We start from the raw sequence: 24,009 nt of genomic DNA on the forward strand, positions 1-24,009 counted from the left end.
TCACACGGGGGTGACGGACAGGACGCGCACCGTGCAGACGGCGCCGGGGGTGGCGACCTCGACGCCGACGGGGCGAGGCTTGGCGTCGTCCATGGCGGCGACGCGGACGGCGACGGTGGTGTGCAGGACCGTGGCAGGGGCGGAGAAGCCGATCACGTGCTCCTGGCCCTTCTCGGTGCTGTCGATGCCGCGGATGACGACGCGGGCGTCGGGCTGCTGCGGGTCGCGGTTCAGCTCGACCGAGAGGACGACCACGAGGTTCCTCGCCGAGGCGTTGACGAACACGTCGCCCTGGACCGGGTGGTTGGGATCGAGCGAGGGGTTGGAGAACACGACGTCGTACGCGCTCATGCCGGGGAGGATAGCTCCACTCGTCGCAGAGCTGCCGCCGCGAGGGCGTCGAGCACGAGAGGGTCGGTGGCGAGCGCGTCGCCGCCGAGCGCGATCTCGAGGCCCTCGTGTTCGCGCTGGATCCGGGCGACCAGCTCCGGGACGTCGCGCCGCATGTGCCGCCCGCCGCCCGAGAGGAACACCGGCACGACGACGACGCGCCGCACGCCCGCTTCCTCGAGCCGCGCGATCACGTCGGCGAGGGCGGGGCCGTGCTCGAGGGTGGCGATCGCGATCGAGAGCTCCGGCGCGAGGACGCGCAAGCGCCCGGCGATCTGCTCGACCGGCCTCAACCACTCGGGATCGGGGCTGCCGTGGGCGAGGAGCGCGACCGCCTGCCCGGATCGAGGCGCGCTCATGCCCGGGCGGCCCGCAGCTCGACGGCGAGGATGGCCTCGTGATCGCGGAGCCGCTGCAAGCAATCGTCGCTCGGCGCCACCTCGAAGGTGATGGTGGCGCAGGCCGCCTCGCCGCCGGCGAAGATGGTGTTGCTCATGCCCTGGACGTTGACCCGCTCCTCGCGCAAGGCCTGGAGGATGCCGGCCAGCACGCCGACGCGATCGAGGTGGCGGACGACGAGGCTGTAGCGAGCGACGCGCTCGTTGAGGTTGACGGCGTGGTGGACGATGCCGCGGGCGACGAAGCTCTCGATGATCCGCACGACCTCGTCGCTGATCGCCGACTCGGCCTGCTCGGTCGAGGCGCCGATGTGCGGGGTGGCGTAGATGTCGCCGACCTCGCCGCTGACGTTCTTGAAGTCGGCCTGGCCGCCGGCCGGCTCGCCCTCGAAGACGTCGAGCCCGGCGCGCAGCCGACCGGAGCGCACGGCCTCGGCCAGCGCCTTGTCGTCGACGACGCCGCCGCGCGAGGTGTGGATGACGGTGCTGCCCGGCCGCAGGCGCGCGAGCTGCTCGGCGCCGATCAGGTGGTGGTTGGCCTTGGTGTAGGGGACGTGGACGCTGACGATGTCGCTGGCGTCGAGCAGCGCGCCGAGGTCGGGCACCTGGACGGCGCCGTGGGCCTCGAGCACGTCGGGCGCGATCGGGCGGTTGGTGCAGCAGAGGAGCTTGAGGCCGAAGGCGCGCGCGCGCAGGGCGACCTCGCGGGCGATCTGGCCGAAGCCGACGAGGCCGAGGGTCTGACCCTTGAGGCCCCTGGCCTTGCCGTACTTGCTCTTGTTCCACGTGCCGTGGCGCAGCTCGAGCGTGGCGTCGACGATCCGCCGGTCGAGGGCGAGGATCAAACCCATGGTCAGCTCGGCCACGGCGATCGCGTTCTTGCCGGGACAGTTGGCGACGAAGATCCCCCGCCGGCTGGCCGCGGCCGTGTCGATGGTGTTGGTGCCGGCTCCGGCACGCACGACCAGCGACAGCGGCGGCGAGGCGGCGAGCGCGGTCTCGCTGACCACCGTCGAGCGGACGACCAGGATGTCGGCCCGGGTCTCGCCGAGCGCGGCAGGCAGCTGCTCGGCGCTCAGCTCCGGCCGGTACACGACCTCGCCGAGGCGAGCGAGGACATCACGACCACTCGAGGGGAACTTGTCGGCGATCAGCACCAGCATGGCGGCGATCCATACCACGCCCGGCGCGTGGGCCGTCGCGAACTCGCGCGCTCGAGCGGGCGCGGAAGCTGGTGAAATGTTGTGACGTGATAATGATTTTTTTCGATGATTTGGCGCATGAATGTTGAAGTGATGGATGATGACGGTTCGAGACCTTGCGACGGAGTTCGGTGAGGGGGACACGAGCGGCGGGAGGACCGCGACGGCGCAAGAGACTGGCGGTGGTTGCGAGATCTCGCTATGGGTGGCCGATGCCTCGCGCGCCCGTCGAGTGGATCGTGATCGCCCTGGTGGCGGCGTGTGGATCGACGCCGCCGGCCAGCACGGCCGCGGGTCGGCCGGCCCCGGCAAGCCCGGCGACGCCGGCGACCGCGAGCGAGCCGGCAGCGGTCGAGGCGCAGCCGCAGCCGGTCGCGGCAGCGCCGACGCCGACGCCCGCGCCGTTGCCGACGCCGGCCGACGCGGGGAGCTGTCCGGCGGCCGACGACCGCGCGTACGGGATCCTGGTCTCGCCGCACCGACCCGCTGTCGGTCAACCGATGCGGGTGCTGGCGGCGACGCTGGCGGGCGAGGAGGCGCTGGCGCTGCGGGTCGAGGGGGCTGCTGTTTCGGACATGTCCTACTGGACAGGCGTGCCGGCGGCCGCGCTGGCGACGGCGACGCCGGACAGGGCGGGCGAGCTGACGATCGTCGCGGGGCGCGGCGGGGTCGGCAAGGCGTGCCTCAGGGTGAAGGTGCGCGAGAAGGCGGGGCGCGATGCGCCGCCGCCGGCGAGCACGGCGGTGTGGCCGGGCCAGCGGACGTGGGACAGCGGCGAGGAGGCGCTGTACTCGGCGTGGGTGCGGGCGCTGTTCCACGCGGAGCCGGGGGCCGACCTGGCGTACACGGCGCTCGACCAGGTGACGCGGGACCCGGCGCGCAACATCCTGCATGACGCGTACGCGTGGGGCGAGGACGCGGCGCCGCAGCAGGGCGGGCTGCACATGCGGCCCGACTGCGCCGACACGCCGTACTTCCTGCGGGCGTACTACTCGTGGAAGCGGTCGCTGCCGTTCGCGTTCCGCGGCTGCTCGCGCGGCGGGCCGGGCAAGCCGCCGCGCTGCGGCGAGCCGACGAGCAACCTGAACGCGGCCGGCGGTTCGGGGCCGCAGCCGGGGCAGCTCGGGGCAGTGCAACACTTCATGCGCCGCACGCTGGCGTGGGGGGTGCACACGGGCAACGGCCGGGTGGCGCTCGGCGACGAGCGCAGCGATCTGTACCCGGTCCGCCTCGACCGCCGCTCGCTGCGCCCGGGCACGGTGTACGCCGATCCGTACGGGCACATCCTGGTGCTGGTCGAGCTGTTCGCCGGCGAGGGCGGACGCCCGGGGGTGCTGTACGCGGTCGACGGGCAGCCCGACGGGAGCATCACGCGCAAGCGCTTCTGGGAGGGCAACTTCCTGTGGAACCCGGACCCGGGGCTCGGCGGGTCGGGGTTCAAGAACTTCCGCCCGGTCGTGATCCGCGAGGGGGCAGCGGTGCAGCTCGGCGACCGCGAGATCGCGGCCCACGCCGACTACGGTGACCTGTCCCAAGAGCAGGGTACGCTGGCGGCGGAGGCGTTCTACGACCGCATGGAGGCGATCGTCTCGCCGGGCACGCGCGACCCGTTCCTCGCCCAGGAGGAGGCGGTGGCGGCGCTGTTCGAGCAGGCGCGCGTGCGCGTGACGTCGGTCGGCAACGGCGAGGCGTTCTTCAAGCAGAGCCCGAGCGCGACCATCACGATGCCGGATGGCTTCGCGGTGTTCGAGACGACGGGCTCGTGGGAGTCGTACTCGACGCCGGCGCGCGACCTGCGGCTGCTGATCGCGATCGACGTGGTGCGCGGCTTCAGCGACAAGGTGCGGCGGCAGCCGGCGGTGTTCGCGGCGGAGCAGGACCTCGAGGGCATCGTCCGCCGGCTCGAGGAGGCGCGCGACACGCTGCTCGCCGATCCGAAGTTCCGCTTCGAGTACGTGCGCAGCGACGGCTCGAAGTGGTCGCTCGGGCTCGGCGAGCTGGTGGCGCGCGCGGGGGCGCTCGAGGTGGCGTACAACCCGAACGACTGCGCGGAGCACCGCTGGGGCGCGCCCGCCGGCACCGACGAGGCGAAGACGTGCACGCGGCGGGCGCCGAGCGAGCAGCAGGCGAAGATGGAGCGCTATCGCGAGTGGTTCGCGGCGCGCAAGCGGCCGGCCCGCGGGACGTAGTGCGGACGAGTGACCGCGGCGATCAGGCGGCGGCGTCGCGCGGGGGGCGGACGACGAGGACGCTGCAGCCGGCGTGATTGACGACGCGGGCGGCGGTGGTGCCGAGCAGGCGATCGAGGCCGTCGAAGCCGTGGCTGCCGATGACGATGAGGTCGGCGGCGATGGCGTCGGCGACGTCGCAGATCACCTGGGCGGGTCGGCCGAGGCGGACGTGGATCTCGCCGGTGAGCGCGGTCGTGAGGCTCCCACGCGAGCGCTCGAGGTCCTGGTGCGCGAGCTCCACCAGGCGCGCGGTGAGCTCCTCGCCGCTGAGCGACCAGGCCTCGACCGGCATGCCGAGCGGGATGTTGACGGCCCGGCACAGGTGGAGCGCGGCGCCGTGGGTGGCGGCGAGCGCCGCGGCCTGGCGGAGGACGAGGTCGGTCCGCGGGGACCCGTCGAGGGCAGCGAGGATCTTGGTGTACATGCGCGGCGAATTTTAGATCCGCGGCGGGAGGTTGTTCACCTTTTCGATGCGCGCGGGAGAGCGTAGCCTCCCGCCCATGGTCGACCACCGTACCCCGGTCCGCGACGTGATGACGCCGGCCCCGATCACCATCGGCCGCGCCCAGACCCTGTCCGACGCGGCCCGGCGGATGCACGAGCACCACATCCCCCACCTGGCGGTGCTCGAGGGCGGGTACCTGTTCGGGGTCCTCAGCGAGCGTGACATCGACCTCGTCGAGGGGCTGCCGGACGTCGACCCCGACGCGGTCAAGGTGGAAGAGGCGATGACGCAGGACCCGTATCGCGTCGGCCCGGACGTGACGGTGGGCGAGGTGGTGCGGACGATGGCCGCCCACAAGTACGGGTCGGCGGTGGTGATGCACGAGGGGCGCGTGGCCGGGATCTTCACCACCAGCGACGCCCTGAACCTGCTGGCGGCGGTCCTGGCGCCCGCCGCCCCGCCGCAGGCGGAAAGTGTATGATGCGCCCGCGCCGGGGACCGGGGCGAGCATGGCGGGGCTGATCCTCATCGTCGAAGACGAGCGCGACCTGGTCGCAACCCTCGAGTACGCGCTCGAGCGCGAGGGCTTCCGCGCCCGCTCGGCCTACACCGGCGCGCAAGCGCTCGAGATCGCTACGACCGAGCCGGCGCCCGACCTGGTGCTGCTCGATCTGATGCTGCCCGACATGTCCGGCACGCAGGTGTGCCAGCAGCTCCGCGCCGGCGAGCGCACGCGGGCGATGCCGGTGATCATGATGACGGCCAAGGCCGAGGAGGTCGATCGCGTGGTCGGCTTCGAGGTCGGCGCCGACGACTACGTGGTCAAGCCGTTCAGCCTGCGCGAGCTGGTGCTGCGGATCCGCGCGGTGCTGCGGCGCAAGGCGCCGACCGAGACGCCGCTCGCGCCGACGCCCTACGGCCGCCTGCGCGTCGACATGGACGGACACCGCGTGTGGGTCGACGACGCCGAGGTCACGCTCACGGCGCTGGAGTTCCGCCTGCTGACGACGCTGATCGCCCGCCGCGGCCGGGTGCAGACCCGCGACGCGCTGCTCAGCGACGTCTGGGGCGTGCAGCCGGGGCTGACGACGCGCACGGTCGACACGCACGTCCGCCGCCTGCGCAAGAAGCTGGGCGAGATCGCGGACTACGTGCAGACGCTGCGCGGGGTCGGCTACCGCTTCACGACCGACCTGCGCGCGTCGGAGGACGACGAGCCGTGAGGCTGGACGTCCGCGGCAAGCTGTTCCTCGTCTCGGTCTTGTTGGTCCTGTCGGTCGTGCTGGTGGCCGGCGGCTATCTCGAGGGACAGATCCGCGAGTGGGCCCACGGCCGCGCCCAGGCCGAGCTGCTGGCGCAGGCGCGCGTGGGCCGGGTCGCGCTGGCGTACGACACGGCGCCGGCCGACGCGGTGGCGGACGAGCTGGGCGCGGCCAGCGGGACGCGCGTGACGATCATCGACAGGTCGGGCAAGGTGCTCGGCGACTCGGAGCTCGCGGCGAGCGAGCTGGCGACGGTCGAGTCGCACGACGACCGCCCCGAGGTCGTCGACGCGGTGGCGCACGGCGAGGGGCGGGCGGTCCGCTACAGCGCGACGCTCGGCACCGACATGATGTACATCGCGGTGCCGTTCACCGCCGGCGCGGTGAGCGGCACGCTCCGGGTGGCGCGCCCGCTCGAGGAGATGGACGCGGCGGTGCGGCGCCTGCGGATCGCGCTCGGGATCGCGGGCCTGCTCAGCCTCGCCGGGGCGGTGGTGCTGAGCGGGCTGGCCTCGCACTTCCTGGCCCGCACGTTGCGCACGCTGGTCGCGGACGCGCGCCGGGCGGTCGAGGGCGAGGAGCCGCGGCAACCATCCGAGACCCCGGACGAGCCGGGCCTGGCCGGCTCGCTCAACCGCATGGCCGCCGAGCTCGAGTCGACGGTCGGGATGCTGGCGGCCGAGCGCAGCCGCTTCGAGGCGGTGCTCGAGAGCATGGCCGAGGGCGTGGTCGCGGTCGATCAGGCGCAGCAACTGACGCTGATCAACCGCGCGGCGCTCGGGCTCCTTAGTTTGTCGATCGAGCACGGCGGGTCGACGCTGGCCGAGCGGATCCCGATCCCGGCGCTCCTTGAATTGGTGCAGCGCGCGCTCGCGGGGCAGCCGGAGCGCCGCGAGTTCGAGACGCGGACGACGCCGCCGCGGCAGGTGCTGGCCTACGCGAGCCCGCTGCGCAACCAGCAGGGGGCCGTGGTGGTGATGCACGACGTCACCGAGATCCGCCGGCTCGAGCGGGTCCGCCGCGACTTCGTCGCCAACGTGTCGCACGAGCTGCGCACGCCGGTCAGCATCATCCGCGCCAACGCCGAGACGCTGCTGGACGGGGCGATCGAGAAGCCGGAGATCGCCCGCCGCTTCCTCGACGCGCAGCTGCGCAGCGCCGACCGCCTGGCCGCGCTGGTCGCCGACCTGCTCGAGATCTCGCGCATCGAGGCCGGGACCTACGAGATGAGCCCCGACGAGATCGAGCTCGAGCCGATCGTGGCCCACACGATCGACGAGGTCGAGCGCCTGGCCCAGGAGAAGCACATCGAGATCACGTCGTCTGTCGCGGAGGACATGACCGTATGGGCAGACGAGCAGGCGCTCGAGCAGGTGCTGCTCAACCTGATCGACAACGCGGTCAAGTACACGCCGGCCGAGGGGAAGATCAGGGTGCGGGCGGCCCGGCGCGGCGACATGGTCCGCATCGAGGTCGAGGACAACGGGCCGGGCATCGAGCCGCGCCACCGCGCGCGCGTGTTCGAGCGGTTCTACCGGGTCGACAAGGGCCGCTCGCGCGAGGTCGGCGGCACCGGCCTGGGCCTCGCGATCGTGAAGCACCTGGCCGAGGCGATGAAAGGTCAGGTCGGGGTCGAGCCGGCCGAACCGCACGGGTCGATCTTCTGGCTGACGCTGCCGGCCGCGAGCGACTGAGGCGGCCGTCGAGCGTGTCCGCTCGGGCATGTCTGTGCGGCCATGTCCGCTCGGGCATGGGCGAAACGACATGTAATTTCGGTCATGGGAGCAAGGCGTCGGCGAGGACGGTCAGCAGGGCGCTGTCCTGGGTGTCGCCGGCGAGCTCCCAGAACATCGCGCCGCCGAGGCCTCTGGCGGCGATGTAGTCCATCTTGTGCTGCATCGACTCGGGGTCGTCGTAGGTGATGAAGAGGTCGTTGCCGGCGTCGTACAGCCACGGGACCCTGGCCTCGTCGTGCCAGTGGCGGGTGAGCGTCGGCGCGTAGTTGGCGGCGATGTCGTGGTAGTCGACGATGCCGGGCTCCCAGGTGCCGGGGCCGGCGCCGCTGAAGCTCGAGAACAGGCCGTCGCTGCCGGCGCCGGCGCCGGCGAAGCTGCGGCCGTAGAACGGGACGCCGAGCACGAGCTTCCCGGGCGGCACGCCGGCGTCGAGGATCGTGGTGACGGCGGCGTCGTCGCTGAGGCCGGCGTTGTTCGGATCGGGGTCGTCGGCCGGGCTGTAGAGGGCGGCGTTGAAGGTGGTGGTCGCCATCCACGGGCCGGCGAAGTCGTAGGCCATGAGGTTGATCCAGTCGACGCTGGCGGCGATGCCGGGCAGATCGAGGTTGGCGAGGTTGGCCTGGCCGGCGGGCGCGGCGATCGTCAGCAGGTACTCGGCGCCGTCCTCGGCCCCGGCGCCGTCGAGCTCGGCCCGCAGCGCGGCGAGCAGGGCGCTGTAGTCCTGGCCCTCCTGCGGCGAGGCGGGGAACTCCCAGTCGATGTCGACGCCGTCGAACCCGTAGTCGCGCATGAACTGGACGCACGAGCTGGCGATGCTGGCGCGGCCCTGCTCGGTGGCGGCGTTGGGGGCGAAGTTGGTCGACCAGGTGTAGCCGCCGACCGAGATCAGGGTGCGCAGGTGGCCGTGCTGCTGCTTGAGCTGCTTGAGCTGGTTGAAGCTGCCCTTGAACGGGGCGTTCGGATCCTCGTCGCCGTAGACCTTCTCGATGTCGGCGTAGCTGTCCCCGAGCACGCAATTGCCGTCGGCGGTGAGGTTGGCGAAGGCGTAGTTGACGTGGGTGAGCTTGTCGGCCGGGATGTCGTCGACGTGGTACTCGCGGTCGTAGACGGCCCAGGCGGTGAAGTAGGCGACGACCCTGCCGGGGCCGATCGGGCCGCCGGTGGTCTCCTCGCTCGTCGTGGTGCCCGGGTCGGGGCCGGTGGTCGAGGTGGTCGGGTCGCTGGTGCCCGGATCGGTCGGGGTGCTCGTGGCGGTGGCGTCGGCGCCGGTCTCGGTGCCGGTCGGGTCGCTCGTCGGGCTGCCGCTGGTCTCGGTGGCCGCGGTCGCGGCGTCGCTGGTCGGCCCGCCCGAGGCTGTCGAATCGGACATGGTCGAAGCGTCCTGTCCTCCGGGACACGCAGCGACGAGCGCGGCGGACAGCAGGAGCTTCGGGCCGGGGCGGGGTGCGGGCGAGATCATGGACGACATGGCGGGTGCTGCCATCTTGGTGGCACCCGCCGCCGGAGATCGATGAAAAAAAATCGGGCGCGCGGGCGCGCGGGGCCGGGCGCGCTCGACCCGGCTCACTCGGTGAAGCAGCCGTACTCGATCTGGACCACGCCAGTCTCCTTGTAGTACTCGCAGGCGTCGCCGCAGAGGATGATCGCGTCGCGGTCCTCGGTGGTGTACTTCCAGCCGGCCTCGGCGTCGCAGTTGGCGACCTGGGTGTCCTGGCCCTCGTAGACCTGCTGGCCCGCGTCGTCGTCGGCGCCGACCTCGACGCGCTGGATGTAGAAGTTGTCCGGGACCGGCTCGCCGAGCTTGATCTCGCACGAGAGGACCTGCTTGGTGATGGCGTTGAGCGCGTCCTGGAGCTCGGTCTGGTTGGAGGCGTTGTAGAACTTCTCGTCGCCGGGGCGGGCGGTGCCGCCGAGCTCCGCCAGCTCGTTGAGCTTCTCGTAGGTGTTGGTGTTGTCGGGGTTGCCGTCGACGATCACCGGCGAGAAGACATCCTCGATGTCGATGCCGATGACGTAGGTCGGGAAGCCCATCGCCTGCGCCTCGGCGACGACCATCGGCAGGTTGTCGTCGTACTCGTTGAACAGCTCGGGCGTCATCGTGCCTTCCTTGCAGTTGGCGGCGCCGTCGGTGACGAGGATGATGAACTTCGGCTCGCTGTCCTGCAGGCTCGCCAGCTCCTCGAGCGCGACGGCGATGCCGGCGGCCGCCGGGGTGCCGCCGGCGATGCTCGTGGTGTCGGCGGGCGGCAAGGCGGCGAGGATCGCCGCGCCGGTCTGGGTGCCGATCGGCACCAGCGGATCGGGGTCGACGGGGCAGGCGGCCGGGCCGTAGGCGCTGGTGGCAGTGAGCGAAGGGAACAGCACGGCGCCGAAGTTGATCACGGCGTCGAGGTTGTCGAAGATCGACTCGACGACCGAGTGGAGGCTCATCCAGCGGGTGATGTCCGGGGTCATCGGGTCGCTGTCGTGGTCCCAGAAGCCGGACTCGTTGGACACCATCGAGCCCGACTTGTCGAGGACGAGCATGACGCGCGGGATGACCGGCTCGATGGCCATCGGTACGAATTCGTCGCAGACGAGCGGGCCGTCCTCGGTGGTGGTGCCGGTGACGTCGGGCCCGGTGCCGGGGGGCGCGGTGGTGGTCGGCTCGGGCTCGCCGGTGGTGTCCGTGGCGGTCGTGATCGGGGGCAACTCGACGCCGGTCGAACCCGGGGTCGTGTTCGCCCCCGCGGTGTCCTTGTCATCGCCAGGGCACGCGCTCAGGAGCGCGAGGGAAGCTACGGTTACAAACAGAGGGCGCTGCATGCCGGGGCAGTACCCGCCGCGGCGCTTTCAATTGGCCGCAAAAAGGCGACCGCGGCGGGTCCGGGGCTCGCGCGCCCTCGCTCGTCCCCGGACCCGCGCGGCGCCGAACTCAGCCGATGTAACAGCCGTAGTCGATCTCGACGTGGCCGGTCGCCTTGTAGTGCTCGCACGCGGCGCCGCACAGGATGATCGCGTCGCGCGCCTCGCTGGTGTACTGCCAGCCGCCCTCGGCCTCGCAGTCGCTGACCTGATCGTCCTCGCCGATGTACTCGAGCTTGCCGGGATCCTGGTCGCTGCCGACCTGGACCCGCTGGATGTAGAAGTTCTTCGGGACCGGCTCGCCGAGGCTGATCTCGCACGAGAGCACGGTCTCGGTGATCTCCATCAGCGCGGCCTGCAGCTCGATCTGGTTGGTGGCGTTGTAGAACTTCTCGGCGCCCGGCCGCGCGGTGCCGGCGATCTCGGCCAGCTCGTTGAGCTTCTCGTAGGGATTGATGCCGTCGGGGTTGCCGCCGGGCTCGATCGGGGTGAGCTCGTTCAGGATGTCGATGCCGACCACGTGGGTCGGGAAGCCGGCGTCACGCGCGTCGGCCACGGCGGCGGCGAGCCGATCGTCGTAGTCGTCGAACAGCTTGTCCTGGCCGGGGTCGCAGTTGGCGGCGCCGTCGGTGATGAAGATGATGAACTTCGGCTCGTCGCCCGCGAGGCCGCCGAGCTCGTCGACCGCGGCGAGGATGCCCTCGGTCGAGGGGGTGCCGCCGGCGATGGTCATGTTGTCGGCCGGCGGGATGGCGTCGAGGATGGCGGCCGCGGTCATCGGGCCGACGGGGACCAGCGGATCGGGGTTGACGATGCAGGCGGTGATGTTGGGGTTCGAGGTGGCCTGCAGCGCCGGGAACAGCAGCGCGCCGAAGTTCACGGCGCTGTCGAGGCCGGTCAGGATCGACTCGACGACGGCGTGCAGGCTCGACCAGCGGGTGACGCTGTCGGTGGCGGCGTCTCCGTCGTGGTCCCACAAGGTGAGCATCGAGCCCGACTTGTCGAGCACGAGCACGACGCGCGGGATGACCGGCTCGATCGCCGGCGGGATGAACTCGTCGCACTTCAGCAGGTCGCTGGTGGTGCTGGAACTGCTGGTGGTGGGGTCCGGCTCGCCGGTGGTGGTGCTCGTCGTCGGCTCGCCCGACGAGCTGCTGTCGCCCACGGTCGTCGGCGGGAGGATGCTGGTAACGAGGTTCGAGTCGGAGGCGGCGTCGCTGTCGCTGTCGCCGCCTCCGCCGGAGTTGCACGCAGAAAGCAGGAGCGCAAGCCAAGCCATGGATAGGAGTGAGCGCTGCATGACCGGGCAGTACCCGCCGCCCCGGAATCAATTGCGAGGGCCCGACGATCGCTACGGACAGCCGAGGCGGAGCCGGGCGATCGCGCCCGCGTGCAGGCGAGCGCACGCGGCCGGGCACAGCTCGAGCGCGAGGTGGGTGTCGTCGCGCCAGCGCCACGCCTGCTCGTCGGCGCAGTCGGGGTCGGCCCGGTGCAGGCGACCGTCGACGTCGACGGCGACGAGGTCGGGGTAGTCGGGCGCACCCTCGAGGCGGATCCGGCAGGCGTCGACCTCGGCGACCAGGGCGGCGAGGCGCTCGCGCAGGCCGGCGGCCACCGCCGGCAAGGCGACCGAGTCGCGCAGGTGAAGGTACGGCTCGGGACCCGCCTGCGCCGAGCCGCCGGCCAGGGCGAGCTCGCTGAAGTACTCGTGCGGGTTGGTGTCGTCGATCATGCTGTCGGCCGGGGCGATCGGGGCGCGGAAGTCCATCACGCTGATGCCGACGACGATCGTGCGGATCCCACTGTCGAAGCTCTGCTCGACCAGCGGGTAGACCTCGACGTCGAGCTTCTCGGCGAAGTCCAGGCTGACCTTCGGCTTGGCGCCGCAGTTGGGCGGGTTGTCGCTGACGAGGACGATCGCGCGCTCGCGCACCGGGCCGCCGTCGATCGGCTCGAACAGGTTCGCCCAGGCCTCGCGCAGCGGGTTCTCCCCGATCGGCGGCGAGGCGGTGTCCTCGGGGACAGCCGCGAGGATCGCCGCGGCGGCGCCCTCGGTGCCGAACGGGATGCGCGAGTTGTCGTTGAGGTTGCAGATGCCCTGCTCGGAGATCAGCGTGGGGGTGGGGAAGACGACGGCGGCGAAGTCGATGCGATCGGCGAACTCGGGGACGACGGCGTGGACGAGCGCGTGCACGCCGTCCCAGCGCGAGGGCCCGGGCGGGTCTTCGAGCTGGGCGCAGCGGTTGCGCTCCTCGGGGTCGTCGAGGCAGCGTCGCATCGACAGCGAGTGGTCGAGCAGCCAGGCGACCTGCGGGCGCAGCGAGGCGAGGTCGATCGTCATGCCGTTGCAGCGGCGCTCGACGGCGCACACGCCGTCGTCCTGGCACGGCAGGTCGGGGCCGCAGTCCTCGTCGCCGGCGCAGCGCTCGCCCCACAGCGCCTGCCCGTTGAAACATGACCCGAAGACCAGAGCGCCGGCGAGCGCGAGCGCCCGGCGCGGCATCAGTGGCCCTTCCAGGTCCGGCGCTTGCCGGTGTCGAGGTGGACGAACTGGCTGACGGGGTAGTAGCCGACGCCGCCCTTCCACCGCTTGAGCGCGTACTTGTAGAGCTTCTCGGCCGACACGCCGACCAGCGAGAAGTCGATCGCCTGGCTGCGCGCGTGCTGGCTGTCGCGCGCGACCTCGCGGCCCTTCTTGGTCAGCATGAGGTTGAACTTGGGGTGGCGAAAGCCGCTGATGATGTGGATCTGGCCGGCCCCGAAGTGGTCGGCGGCCGCGATCACGCCGGCGATGAGCTCGCTCGGGTGGGAGGCGAGCTCGTCGGTGAAGCGGCAGCGGAAGAACTTCGCCAGCGCGCCCGGCGGGTGCGGCCCGCGCAGCGGCATGACCTCGAGGGTGTGGAGGTGGCGGGCGAACAGCACCGGCTCGGCCTGGTCGCCGGCGCGCGCCGGCCGACGGCATACCGGGTCGATGAGACATGTACCTTCGGACATGTCCTCGGGGCAACACTCGCGCCGGGCCGGCGGCGGCGCGCGCTTGGCCGCGAGGTAGCCGGCTTTCTTGTCGTCCACGTGCTCGCCCGCCGCGACCGCGGGCTCTGGCCGCACGAGCGCGGCGACGAGGAGGACGACCAGCACCCCGACAGTCTAGTCCCGCGACCGGGCCATTTCGAGCCACGCGGGCTGCGTCGCCGACCGCCGCGGCCCTAGCGCGGCTCGCCGGGGAAGCGCGCGACCTCGACGTAGGCCTCGGGGCCGGTGTCGCGCACGCGGCGGAACAGCACGGCGCCGCGGATCTCGTGCTCCTGCGCGTCGACGACCAGGTAGTCGACGGGGTAGCCGGCGGCCAGGGCAGCGGCCTCGTCCTCGGCCGAGAAGTAGGCGCCGACGCGCGGGTGCGAGTGGTAGATGATCGTCGGCGGGTCGTCGCCGTCGAACGCGCGCGTGAAGTCCATCAGCTCGCGGCCGCCGAAGTTGTAGCCGTTGGCCGAGGTGCGCGGGTAGGTCTCGGGGTCCATCGCGTGCAGCTTGTCCATGAAGTTCTTGCACGGATAGAGCCGCATGCCGGCGCCGCGACCCTTGAGGTAGCCGCAGCACTCGCCCGGGAACTCGGCCCGCGACTGGGCGTAGATCTGGGCGAGCAGCGCGGCGGGGATGGTGAATTCGGAGGCTGGCGTTTCGGACATGTCCTTCACCACAGGTAGCGCTTCTCCCAGCGCAGCGGGACGAAGTAACGGTCGCCGCGGTCGCACAGGATGGTGACGACCACGCCCTTGCGACCCTCGGCGGCGAGCGACCGGGCCACGCGCAGGGCGCCGGCGACGTTGCCGCCGGAGGAGTGGCCGACGAACAGGCCCTCCTCGCGGGCGAGCCGCTCGGACATGTCCCAGCCCTCGTCGGTCGGCATCCAGATGGTGTCGTCGAGCACGCCGGCGTCGTAGATCGCGGGCACGATGCTCGACGGCAGGTGCTTCATGCCCTCGAGGCCGTGCATGGCGTCGTCGGGCTGGATGGCGACGCAGCGGATCGCGGGGTCGAACTCGTGCAGCCGGCGCGAGGTGCCGACGACGGTGCCGCTGGTGCCGATGCCGGTGACGAAGTGCGTGACCCGACCGCCGGTCTGCTCCCAGATCTCGGGCGCGGTGGTGTGGTAGTGCGCCAGCGGGTTGTTGGGGTTGCCGTACTGGTCGGCGTAGTGCCAGCGGTCGGGCTCGCGCTCGACGAGCTCGTGCGCCAAATGGATCGCGCCGTCGCTGCCCTCCATCGGGCTGCTGTAGACGATCTCGACGCCGTAGGCGGTGGTGACCTGCTTGCGCGGGGCGCTGACGTTCTCCGGCATCACCAGGGTGACCGGCACGCCGAGCGCGGCGCCGACCATGGCGTAGGCGATGCCGGTGTTGCCGCTGGTGCTGTCGATGAGGCGCACGCCCGGGCGCAACAGCCCGCGCTCGAGCGCGTCGCGGACGATCCGCAGGGCGGCGCGATCCTTGACCGAGCCGGCCGGGTTGCAGAACTCGCACTTGGCCCACAGCTCGACGCCGGGGCAGTCGCGCTCGATGTGGTGGAGCCGCACCAGCGGGGTGTTGCCGACCAGATCGACGATGCTGTCCGTTCGGACAGCTCGCGCCGGACGCAGGTCGCTCAGGAGTTGTTCGCGGCCGGTGGGCAGCATGTGGCGGGTGCGTCGGTCAGCCGCCGGCGATCGCGGGGACGATGCTGATCTCGTCGGAGGTCTTGACGGCGGTGGCGAGGTTGTCGAGGAAGCGGATGTCGTCCTCGCCGACGAACACGTTGACGAACCGGCGCACCTTGCCGGCCTCGTCGCAGATCCGCTCCTTGATGCCCGGGTAGCTCTGCTCGAGGCCGTCGAGGACGCTGCCGACGGTGTCGCCCGCGACGGTGACCTCTTCGCGGCCTTGGGTGTACTTGCGCAGGGGAGTGGGGATCCGGACGTTGGGCATGACGGTGTGTTCAGTATAGTGAACAGAGGACTCAACGACTGCAAGCGGGGCCCGCGGACGTCGAGCAGGCCGGCCCGAGCGGGCGCTGCGGCGCAGGGACTGCGGAGGGGTCGCACCCCGCACAGCCGGATCTCTGCCGCGGGCGGATCTGCTGCGGGCGAAGATCACGGAGGTCGAGGGCGACGAGGGTGCCGGCCACGTCGTCGCCCTCCGCGAGCGCGACGGCCAGGTGGGCCATCATGAAGCCGAGCGCGCCGGCGGCCGCGCCGAGGACGCCGACGGCGGCGCACGACGGCGCGAGCTCGGCCGGCGGCGCCTCCTCGAACACGCAGCGGAAGCACGCGCCCGCGCCGTGACGCACCGCCATCGCTTGCCCGCCCCAGCGCTGCACGCCGGCGATCACGAGCGGCAAGCCGTGCGCGCGGCAGCCGTCGTGGACCAGGAACTTGAGGTCAGGCTGGTCGCTGCACTCGAGGACGACGGTGCCCGCCGGCTGGGCCGCGAGCAGCGACGAGAGCGTGCGCTCGTCGAGGCGCACCGAGATCGGCTCGACCCGCAGCTGCGGGACCCGCTCACGCAGGCGACGGGCCGCGGCCTCGACCTTGGGCGCACCGACGTCGCCGAGGTCGTAGAGGACCTGGCGATGGAGGTTGGTGGCGTCGACGACGTCGCAGTCGACGACGGCGAGCTCGCGCGCGCCGGCGGCGGTGAGGCCGAGCAGGGCAGGGCAGCCGAGGCCGCCGGCGCCGAGCACGAGGAAGCGACCGCCGGTCATGCGCCCTCAGGCGCCCGCGCTGCAGGCGAAGTGCTCGTCGAGCGAGAAGTAGCGCTCGCCGGTGTCGCACAGGATGGTGACGACGTCCTTGCCGGGCCCGAGCTCGGCCGCGAGCGCGAGCGCGGCGACCATGGCGGCGCCGGCCGAGATGCCGACGAGCAGGCCCTCCTCGCGGGCGAGCCGCTGCTTCATGCGGTAGGCCTCGTCGTCGCCGATCCGCGCCACGCGATCGAAGATGCCGGTGTTGAGGACCGGCGGGACGAAGCCGGCGCCGATGCCCTGGATCTTGTGCGGGCCGGGGACGTCGCCGCTGAGCACCGCGCTGCGATCGGGCTCGACGGCGACGACGACCACGTCGGGCCAGTGCGCGCGCAGGACCTCACCGACGCCGGTGAGCGTGCCGCCGGTGCCGACGGCGGCGACGAAGCCGTCGACCCGGCGATCGCCGAGCTGGGCCAGCAGCTCGAGCGCGGTGGTCCGACGGTGCATCTCCGGGTTGGCCGGGTTCTCGAACTGGTGGAGCATGACGTGACCTGGCCTTTGGCACAGGTCACGCGCGCGCGCCACGGCGCCCTCCATCCACTCGCTCTCGGGCGTCAGCACGATCTCGGCGCCGTAGGCCTTGAGCAGGTTGCGCCGCTCGAGGCTCATGCTCTCGGGCATGGTGAGGATCAGGCGGTAGCCCTTGACCGCGGCGACCAGCGCGAGGCCGATGCCGGTGTTGCCGCTGGTCGGCTCGACCAGCACGCTCTCGCCGGGGCGGATCTCGCCGCGCGCCTCCGCGGCCTCGATCATCGCCAGGGCAATGCGATCCTTGACCGAACCGCCGGGGTTCATCATCTCGCACTTGCCCCACACCGTCGCGCGCGCGTCGTCGGCGTGGAGCTTGCGGATCCGGACCAGCGGCGTGTTGCCGATCAGGCCGAGGATGTCGTCGACACGGACCGCCGGCATGGCCTTCGGGTCAGATGATGAAGTCGGTCGAGCGGCGGCGGAAGCTGTCGCGCGCCTCGCCGAGCAGCTGCTCGAGGCTGAGCTGGCCGACCGCGGCCTCGAAGCGGGCGTCGACCGAGCGCTCGACGATCCGCGTGATCTCATCCTGGGGATCGCCGGTGACCGGCCCGCTGCTGGTCGGAGTCGACAGCGCTTGCAGGACCTCGGCGATCGAGATGTCGGCCGCCGGACGGGCCAACTTGTAGCCACCGCGCGGGCCGCGCTTGCCCACCACGAAGCCCGCCTTGCGCAGCTCGCCGATAATTTCCTCCAAATACCGCGAGGGAATCGCCTGTTGCTCTGCGATGACGTGGGCCGAGGCGTATCCCCGGTGAGCGACATGGCAAAGGGCGCGCAGGCCGTATCGAGCTTTGGTCGTAAGCTGCATTTTCCGGTGGGCCTCGATGAAAAATCTGGACCCGGACTTTGCCACAACTTCCTCGCGTCCGTTACCGAATTCTCGCGGGAAAACAGTGGTGCAGGGACCCCGGTCGCACACCCTTTCACCGTTTAAAATTCGGAGAATTTGCGGGCGTCCGCGCGCAGAATGGGTCTGCGCTGGCCTCATGGGCAAATGAGCGGAGTCGCGCGGCAAAATCGGGGGATCTCCGTGGGGATCGTCCGGGATCCGCCCGGCGCAGCCCCCGCGAACTTGCGCATGCCGCGCGGGTACACCGGCGAGACTTCTCTCGAGCGGGCTCGGCGGCGATCGCCGTTGACAGGAAGGCCGGGGAGGTACTACCCACCCGCACGCCCATGGACGTCTCCGAACTCCGCAAGAACGCAAAGGTGCAGCTCGACGGCCACCCCTACGTCGTCGTCGAATTCTTGTTCGTCAAGCCGGGCAAGGGGCAGGGGCTCTACAAGTGTAAGCTCAAGAACATGATCACCGGCGCGGTCCTCGACCGGACCTGGCGCTCCGGCGAGAAGTTCGACCCGGCCAACGTCGAGTCGCGCAAGATGCAGTACCTGTTCAAGGACCAGAACGGGTTCACCTTCATGGACAACGAGAGCTACGAGCAGGTCGCCCTCGCCGACGAGATCGTCGGCGACGACTCGGCCTTCTTGCTCGACCAGATCTCGGTCGACGTCCTCTTCTACAACGACCGCCCCGTCGGCGTGACGCTGCCCAGCCACATCGTCATGACGATCACCGAGTGCGAGCCGGGCGTGAAGGGCGACACCGCGACCAACGCGACCAAGAGCGCGACCGTCGAGACCGGACACAAGATCCAGGTCCCGCTCTTCATCCGCGAGGGCGACAAGGTCAAGATCGACACGCGCACCGGCGCCTACGTCGAGCGCATCAACACCTAAGGACCCGGGTGACCCAGACGGAGCTCGGCGGGCTGGCGTGGCCGGCCCGCGTGCAGATCTGGGACGCCGCGCTAGCCGCCGTGCGCGGCTATTTTCGCGACCAGGGGCTGCGCGAGGTCAGCACGCCGGTGCGCCTGCGCGCGGTCGCGGTCGAGCCGTTCATCGATCCGATCGCGGCGCCGCCGGGCCTCCTGGCGACCAGCCCGGAGCTGGCGATGAAGCGGCTGCTCACGCGCGGCAGCGGGCCGATCTTTCAGGTCGCGCACGTGTTTCGCCGCGCCGAGGTCGGGGCGCGCCACAGCGAGGAGTTCCACCTCGTCGAGTGGTACCGCCTCGGGGCCGACCTCGATCCGCTGCTTGCCGACGTCGAGGCGATCGTCGAGCGCGTGTTCGATGCGACAGGTACCAAGGGACATGCCCCGAAGACCTGGCAGCGGGTGCGCTTCCGCGACGTCGTGGCCTCGACCTGCGGCGCGCGGCTGCGCGGCGACGAGGACGCCGAGGCGCTGACGGCCGCGCTGCCGCCGGCGCTGGCCGCAGAGGTGGTCGCCGCGCTCGCGCCGGCGCATGACGCCGACCCGGCCGCGCGGACGTTGCTGGCGTGGACCGCCTTCTTCTCTGCCTGGTCGGACATGTTCTTCGAGACATGGCTGAAGGGTCATGAAGGAACGCACCTGGTCGAGTTCCCGCGGCCCCTGGCGGCGCTGGCGGTGGTCGACGCGGCGGATCGGGGGCTGGCGCGGCGGGCCGAGTGCCACGTCGGCGGGCTGGAGATCGCCAACGGCTACGTCGAGCTGCGCGACCCGGCCGAGCAGCGGCGCCGCTTCGCCGCGGTCAACCAGCTGCGGCGGGTCCACGGCGAGGCGGCCTTGCCGATCGACGACGACTTCCTGGGCGAACTGCCGGGGCTGCCGCCGTGCGCCGGGATCGCTCTCGGCCTCGATCGTCTGATCACGCTGGCCGCCGGACGCACCCGCCTCGCCGACGTCTCGCTGGCCCTCGGCGGCGCGTGAGTAGACCCGATGCAGAGGGGGCTCGGGCGATCCACGGGCCCGGGCCGCGACCGCGTGGCATCAGGCGCAAACAGCGGTGCACGTGCTGCTGCGCTGCGGCGAGGCCATGACGGCGAGGAGGGGTTCGCGCTGGACGGATGACTAGGGCGCCGGGGATCGACGGATCGGACCGAGTTCGGACCGCCGGGCTGCGCAAACCGGGTTGCAGGGGCGCCGTGGGCTTGCGGCCCCGCCGCCCCGGTCGGGGCTGCCGCCGTGAGGTCGGTTCGGGTCCGAGGGGCGTCTTGAACTCGCCTCACATCTCTGTACACTGGCGCTCTCCATGCGTCCGATTCTCGCCGCAGTTGCCGCGTGTGCCCTGTTCCTGGCGCCCGGCTGCACCAAGATCGCCGCGCGCGACTTCATCCGCGAGGGAAACACCCTCTACGCCAACGGTCAGTATCGCGAGGCGATCGAGAAGTACAACGAGGCCGAGAAGCTGGAGCCCGACCTGGTCACGTTGTTCTGGAACCGCGCGTGCGCGGCCGAGAGCATCGTCCTCAAGATCAAGGATCCGAACCAGCTCGTCGACCGCAAGGTCTTCACCGATCTCGCGCTGTCCGACTTCAAGACCTGGCTCGATCGCGCGGGCAACGACGTCACCGAGGCCGACCGCGAGGCCTACCTCAACCACCGGCTCGCGCTGCTCGACGCCGACGAGCGCTGCGACGACCTGCTGTCGTACTTCCTCGAGAAGCACAACCAGGAGCCGAAGGAAGAGGGCTGGTACACGCGCATCTCGAAGCAGTACGACAGCTGCGGGCGCAGCAAGGACGCCGAGCAGTGGTTGGTCAAGCGAACGGTCGACTTCCCGACCAACCCGCGCGCGTACCTCTCGCTGGCGATCCGCAAGCTCGAGCAGCTGTACCCCGAGCCCGACAGCGGCCTGCAGTACAACGGCAACCTGTCGGAAGACGAGCGCCTGGCTCTCGCCAACGAGGCGATCGCTCTCCTCGACAAGGCGACGATGATCGACCACAAGTTCGTCGAGGCGTACATCTACCGGTCGATCGCGTACACCCAGCGCCAGCTGGCGCGGCGCTACGGCGACGACCCGACGCAGAACACCGCTTACGAGAACCTCAACATGATCCTCGCGCGCGAGGACGGCATGTCGGCGTGGCGGCAGCAGAAGGCGATCTGCGACATCAAGGTCGAGCCCGAGTGCCCGACCGACAAGGCCCCCGAAGGTCCGTGCTGCATGCTGGCACCGCGCCCGATCTCCCCCGAAGAAGAGGCGGCCGACGCCGAGCGCAAGAAGGCGATCGAGGAGGAGATCCGGCTGCTCGAGAGCGACAGCTCCGAGGTGGAGTCGGTCAAGGGCAAGGGCAAGAAGGGCAAGGGGCAGGGCAGCAAGTAGCCGGAGCGCCCGCCTCCTGCGCGGGCGTTCGAGGCCAGTGAGACCGCACCATGTTTGAACACTATCTCACGTACCAAAAGGCCGACCCCAAGCGACAGCGACGGATCGCGATCGCGTCGGTCGTGTCGGGCACGCTCACCTTCTCCGGCATCATCTTCGTCTGGGCCGCGAACAAGATGAACATCACCAAGGTGGACCCGCCGACGGTCCAGTTCTTGATGGTGCAGATGAGCGCCGAGGAGGCCGCGCCGCCGCCTCCGCCTCCGCCTCCGCCGGCCGCGGCCGACACCCAGGAGGAAGTCGAGGAGAAGGAGGAGATCCCCGAGGAAGATGTCCCCGAGGAGATCGTCCAGCCGAAGGAGACGCCCGACAAGGTGCCCGACGTGAAGAAGTCGGCGGGCGGCGCCAAGACCAATGCGGTGCCCGGCGGCGTGCCCGGCGGCGTGCCCGGTGGTGTCCCGGGCGGCGTGCTCGGCGGCGTGCTCGGCGGTCAGCTCGGCGGCCAACTCGGCGGCGTGGCCACCAAGCGCGACGCGACCCAGGCGACGGCGCCGAAGCCGATCGCGGTCGTCATGGGCAACGCCATCTACAAGCCCGATCCCGAGGCCAACAAGCTCGCCGCCACCAAGGCCGGCATGTTCGACAAGCGGCCCGGCACCGTCACGATCTTCTTCTGCGTCGACGTCGACGGCAAGACCGCCGACGTGAAGACCAAGAAGAAGTTCCCCCACAACGACCCCAAGGTCGACGAAATCTGCCGCGACACGGTCAAGAAGTGGCGCTTCAAGCCCTTCATGGTCGGCGGCAAGGCCACCAAGATCTGCTCCGAGGTCGACTTCAACATCAAGTTCAACTGACTTCACGGCCCCTCCGGGGCCTGGGGCGGCCCTTCGGGCCGTCTCCGTGAACTCGAACGACTCCCGGCGATACAAAACTTCCGGCCTCGCGGCGTCCTCTCCGCCTCGCGGCCTCAGCAGACCACCCGCACGGCCCTTCGGGCCTGATCCACTGCACGGCCTTCGGGCCTGATCCACCGCACGGCCTTCAGGCCCTCAGCCGACCCCAACGAGAAGACAGGCATCCGACATGGAGCTCATGGACATCACCACGCTACTCGCCAACACCGGCGGAACGGACTTCTCCCTCGCAGGCATGTGGGAGCAGATGGGCATCTTCGCCAAGGTCATCTTGGTGTTGCTCCTGCTCATGTTCCTGCTGTCTCTGGCGATCGTGCTCGAGCGCCTGCGGGCCTACTCGCGGTCGCGGCGGCACTCGATCCAGTACATCATGCTGCTGCGCAACTTCCTGCAGGAGCGCAAGCTGCAGGAGGCGGTCGCGGCGGCGCAGACCCACGGGGACAGCCCGCTGGCCAAGGTCGTCGGCGCCGGCCTCAACGAGTACATCAAGGGCATGGAGGCCCTCAACGAGGAGGGTCCCGAGGACGTCGGCGACTTCGACCTCGTCGACGCGGTCAACCGCCAGCTGGAGCGCGCCAAGGAGCGTGAGACTGCCAACCTCAAGCGCGGCCTGACCTCGCTGGCGACCGTCGGCACCACCGCGCCGTTCGTCGGCCTCCTCGGCACCGTGGTCGGCATCATCAACTCGTTCCAGGGCATCTCGTCGGACGGCGGCGGCGGTCTCTCGTCGGTCGCGGGCGGCATCTCCGAGGCGCTCGTCGCCACGGCGGTCGGCCTCCTCGTCGCCATCCCGGCGGTCGTGATGTTCAACTCCTTCAACGCGCGGGTCGAGGGCTTCCAGATCGACATGAACGACGTCGCGTCGGAGCTGATCGACTTCGTCCTCAAGGAAGGGCGCTACTAGGATGTCGTCCTCCACCAGCCCGCGCCGCGGTGGCAAGGGCGGCAAGCACCGCCGGCACGTCGCTTACAAGAGCGACCACGGCATTCAGCCGGCGCAGGCCAACAGTGACATCAACGTCACGCCGCTGGTCGACGTCTGCCTGGTGCTGCTCATCATCTTCATGGTGGTCACGCCGATGCTCGGCCGCGGCGTCGCGGTCCAGCTGCCGACGTTGACCACCGCGACGATGCACAAGGAGGGCGACCAGGTGTTCGTCTCGGTCAACGACGACGGCGCCTGGGTCGAGACGGACATGTACACCGAGAAGGAGCCCTTCCTGGCCCGCCTCGAGGAGGACCTCAAGATCGCCTCCGGCAAGGCGCTGGCCAATGATTACAAGGGCCCGATCCTGTTCGTCAAAGGCGACAAGGGCACCGAGTGGGGCCGGGTGAAGACGGTCATGGAGTGGATCACGACCTCGAACGCCCAGATGCAGGACGTGGCGCTCGTGGTCGAGGTGGCCAACCAGTCGGGACCCCCGACGTGACAGTCGGCGGTCGCGCTGTCCGGGCGGGCGGCCGGGCCGCGCGGCGGTCCTGAGCCGTTCGTCACGTCACCAACCTTCTCGTTGCGCCGGGTCCCGCGTCCGAACTCAGTCCGAACCAAACCCGGCCCAAACCCCGCGGCGCGCCCCTCCCCGAGGCGCGCCGCTTGCGTTTTTCCTATACCTCCAAGCCAAACGGCGGTAGGCTAACAACAGCGCGCGCCCCCGGCGGCGGCGAAGGAACACCTCATGGGCATGTCAGCAGGCGGCTCCAAAAAGGGAGCCCAGAGCGATATCAACGTCACCCCCCTCGTCGACGTGTGCCTCGTGCTGCTCATCATCTTCATGGTGATGCTGCCGAAGAACGTGCCCGAGCTCTCGGTCAAGGTGCCGCCCGAGAGCAAGACGCGGCAGAAGCCGCAGCCCGAGAGTGAGAACCTGGTCCTCGGTCTGACGAAGGACGGGGCGATCACGATCAACCGCACGCCGGTCGACAAGTCGAGCCTCAAGGACACGCTGGAGAACCAGCTCAAGTTCCGCGACAAGAAGGTCATCTTCGTCAACTTCGACGACGATGCCGTCTACGGCGTCGCGGTCGAGGTGCTGGACATCGCCAAGCACTCCGGGGCCGACGTGCTCGGCATCATGAAGAACAAGGACAAGCCGACCCCGGACACCCTGCGGCAGAAAACCTAACCG

The 24,009-nt window shown here is 70.6% G+C and carries 26 protein-coding genes; 11 read left to right on the forward strand and 15 right to left on the reverse strand.

The window, feature by feature from the left end; all coding sequences use genetic code 11:
• From K7C98_RS13615 to K7C98_RS13625, 3 genes are read right to left on the reverse strand one after another with little or no spacing between them, the layout of a single operon-like run.
• Positions 1–351 (reverse strand): hypothetical protein, encoded by a 351-nt coding sequence (locus K7C98_RS13615; RefSeq protein WP_224192065.1) that lies wholly within the window; start codon positions 349–351, stop codon positions 1–3.
• Positions 348–749: a sirohydrochlorin chelatase gene (locus K7C98_RS13620; RefSeq protein ID WP_224192066.1), complete on the reverse strand. Its 402-nt coding sequence runs from the start codon at positions 747–749 to the stop codon at positions 348–350. The genes K7C98_RS13615 and K7C98_RS13620 overlap by 4 nt, the downstream gene beginning before the upstream one ends.
• Entirely contained in the window at positions 746–1,951 is a 1,206-nt protein-coding gene (locus K7C98_RS13625) for an NAD(P)-dependent oxidoreductase (protein WP_224192067.1), read from the reverse strand. Before K7C98_RS13625 ends, K7C98_RS13620 begins: the two co-directional genes overlap by 4 nt.
• A gap of 251 nt (positions 1,952–2,202) precedes the next feature.
• Between K7C98_RS13625 and K7C98_RS13630 the strand changes: the two genes are divergently transcribed.
• Positions 2,203–4,179 (forward strand): hypothetical protein, encoded by a 1,977-nt coding sequence (locus K7C98_RS13630; RefSeq protein WP_224192068.1) that lies wholly within the window; start codon positions 2,203–2,205, stop codon positions 4,177–4,179.
• 22 nt (positions 4,180–4,201) lie between these two features.
• Here the strand turns inward: K7C98_RS13630 and K7C98_RS13635 are convergent, their stop codons facing one another.
• Positions 4,202–4,645 carry a universal stress protein gene (locus tag K7C98_RS13635; protein WP_224192069.1) on the reverse strand — a complete coding sequence of 148 codons (444 nt, stop codon included), beginning with the start codon at positions 4,643–4,645 and terminating at the stop codon, positions 4,202–4,204.
• A gap of 76 nt (positions 4,646–4,721) precedes the next feature.
• Between K7C98_RS13635 and K7C98_RS13640 the strand changes: the two genes are divergently transcribed.
• Genes K7C98_RS13640 through K7C98_RS13650 form a run of 3 tightly spaced genes read left to right on the forward strand, consistent with a single transcriptional unit; the run spans position 4,722 to position 7,622 of the window.
• Positions 4,722–5,147 (forward strand): CBS domain-containing protein, encoded by a 426-nt coding sequence (locus K7C98_RS13640; RefSeq protein ID WP_224192070.1) that lies wholly within the window; start codon positions 4,722–4,724, stop codon positions 5,145–5,147.
• 28 nt (positions 5,148–5,175) lie between these two features.
• On the forward strand, positions 5,176–5,889 hold the full coding sequence (locus K7C98_RS13645) for a response regulator (protein WP_224192071.1): 714 nt from the start codon (positions 5,176–5,178) through the stop codon (positions 5,887–5,889).
• On the forward strand, positions 5,886–7,622 hold the full coding sequence (locus tag K7C98_RS13650) for a sensor histidine kinase (RefSeq protein WP_224192072.1): 1,737 nt from the start codon (positions 5,886–5,888) through the stop codon (positions 7,620–7,622). The genes K7C98_RS13645 and K7C98_RS13650 overlap by 4 nt, the downstream gene beginning before the upstream one ends.
• Before the next feature lie 82 nt (positions 7,623–7,704).
• On the opposite strand, the gene K7C98_RS13655 is transcribed toward K7C98_RS13650, so the two are convergent.
• From K7C98_RS13655 to K7C98_RS13705, 11 genes are all read right to left on the reverse strand, one after another.
• Positions 7,705–9,033 carry a glycoside hydrolase family 18 protein gene (locus K7C98_RS13655; protein WP_224192073.1) on the reverse strand — a complete coding sequence of 443 codons (1,329 nt, stop codon included), beginning with the start codon at positions 9,031–9,033 and terminating at the stop codon, positions 7,705–7,707.
• A 194-nt stretch (positions 9,034–9,227) separates the two neighbouring features.
• Positions 9,228–10,469: a vWA domain-containing protein gene (locus K7C98_RS13660; RefSeq protein ID WP_224192074.1), complete on the reverse strand. Its 1,242-nt coding sequence runs from the start codon at positions 10,467–10,469 to the stop codon at positions 9,228–9,230.
• 109 nt (positions 10,470–10,578) lie between these two features.
• Complete coding sequence (locus K7C98_RS13665) at positions 10,579–11,787, reverse strand: vWA domain-containing protein (protein WP_224192075.1); 1,209 nt, start codon at positions 11,785–11,787, stop codon at positions 10,579–10,581.
• Positions 11,788–11,859: 72 nt separating this feature from the next.
• On the reverse strand, positions 11,860–13,011 hold the full coding sequence (locus K7C98_RS13670; RefSeq protein ID WP_224192076.1) for a hypothetical protein: 1,152 nt from the start codon (positions 13,009–13,011) through the stop codon (positions 11,860–11,862).
• Positions 13,011–13,646, reverse strand: a complete 636-nt coding sequence (locus K7C98_RS13675) for a DUF882 domain-containing protein (protein ID WP_224192077.1) — start codon at positions 13,644–13,646, stop codon at positions 13,011–13,013. Before K7C98_RS13675 ends, K7C98_RS13670 begins: the two co-directional genes overlap by 1 nt.
• Positions 13,647–13,714: 68 nt before the next feature.
• Positions 13,715–14,194 carry a Mov34/MPN/PAD-1 family protein gene (locus K7C98_RS13680; RefSeq protein ID WP_224192078.1) on the reverse strand — a complete coding sequence of 160 codons (480 nt, stop codon included), beginning with the start codon at positions 14,192–14,194 and terminating at the stop codon, positions 13,715–13,717.
• Between the two features lie 5 nt (positions 14,195–14,199).
• Positions 14,200–15,180 carry a PLP-dependent cysteine synthase family protein gene (locus K7C98_RS13685; protein ID WP_224192079.1) on the reverse strand — a complete coding sequence of 327 codons (981 nt, stop codon included), beginning with the start codon at positions 15,178–15,180 and terminating at the stop codon, positions 14,200–14,202.
• Positions 15,181–15,196: 16 nt separating this feature from the next.
• Complete coding sequence (locus K7C98_RS13690) at positions 15,197–15,469, reverse strand: ubiquitin-like small modifier protein 1 (protein ID WP_224192080.1); 273 nt, start codon at positions 15,467–15,469, stop codon at positions 15,197–15,199.
• Between the two features lie 31 nt (positions 15,470–15,500).
• Entirely contained in the window at positions 15,501–16,244 is a 744-nt protein-coding gene (locus K7C98_RS13695) for a HesA/MoeB/ThiF family protein (protein ID WP_224192081.1), read from the reverse strand.
• 6 nt (positions 16,245–16,250) lie between these two features.
• On the reverse strand, positions 16,251–17,198 hold the full coding sequence (gene cysK, locus K7C98_RS13700) for a cysteine synthase A (RefSeq protein WP_224192082.1): 948 nt from the start codon (positions 17,196–17,198) through the stop codon (positions 16,251–16,253).
• Between the two features lie 10 nt (positions 17,199–17,208).
• The gene (locus K7C98_RS13705) at positions 17,209–17,670 is read right to left on the reverse strand and encodes an RrF2 family transcriptional regulator (RefSeq protein ID WP_224192083.1); all 462 of its coding nucleotides are present in this window, start codon (positions 17,668–17,670) and stop codon (positions 17,209–17,211) included.
• 323 nt (positions 17,671–17,993) lie between these two features.
• Here K7C98_RS13705 and efp point away from each other — a divergent pair, with 323 nt between their 5' ends.
• From efp to K7C98_RS13740, 7 genes are all read left to right on the forward strand, one after another.
• Positions 17,994–18,554 (forward strand): elongation factor P, encoded by a 561-nt coding sequence (efp, locus tag K7C98_RS13710; protein WP_224192084.1) that lies wholly within the window; start codon positions 17,994–17,996, stop codon positions 18,552–18,554.
• 8 nt (positions 18,555–18,562) lie between these two features.
• Entirely contained in the window at positions 18,563–19,567 is a 1,005-nt protein-coding gene (locus tag K7C98_RS13715; RefSeq protein WP_224192085.1) for an amino acid--tRNA ligase-related protein, read from the forward strand.
• 322 nt (positions 19,568–19,889) lie between these two features.
• The gene (locus K7C98_RS13720; protein ID WP_224192086.1) at positions 19,890–20,966 is read left to right on the forward strand and encodes a tetratricopeptide repeat protein; all 1,077 of its coding nucleotides are present in this window, start codon (positions 19,890–19,892) and stop codon (positions 20,964–20,966) included.
• Between the two features lie 50 nt (positions 20,967–21,016).
• The gene (locus tag K7C98_RS13725; protein ID WP_224192087.1) at positions 21,017–21,823 is read left to right on the forward strand and encodes an energy transducer TonB; all 807 of its coding nucleotides are present in this window, start codon (positions 21,017–21,019) and stop codon (positions 21,821–21,823) included.
• A gap of 229 nt (positions 21,824–22,052) precedes the next feature.
• Complete coding sequence (locus K7C98_RS13730; RefSeq protein ID WP_224192088.1) at positions 22,053–22,787, forward strand: MotA/TolQ/ExbB proton channel family protein; 735 nt, start codon at positions 22,053–22,055, stop codon at positions 22,785–22,787.
• A 1-nt stretch (position 22,788) separates the two neighbouring features.
• Positions 22,789–23,313 carry an ExbD/TolR family protein gene (locus K7C98_RS13735; protein WP_224192089.1) on the forward strand — a complete coding sequence of 175 codons (525 nt, stop codon included), beginning with the start codon at positions 22,789–22,791 and terminating at the stop codon, positions 23,311–23,313.
• Positions 23,314–23,559: 246 nt separating this feature from the next.
• On the forward strand, positions 23,560–24,006 hold the full coding sequence (locus tag K7C98_RS13740) for an ExbD/TolR family protein (RefSeq protein WP_224192090.1): 447 nt from the start codon (positions 23,560–23,562) through the stop codon (positions 24,004–24,006).
• Positions 24,007–24,009 lie beyond the last annotated feature (3 nt).

This window comes from Nannocystis pusilla (assembly GCF_020073745.1).
Taxonomy (GTDB): Bacteria; Myxococcota_A; Polyangia; order Nannocystales; family Nannocystaceae; genus Nannocystis; species Nannocystis radixulma.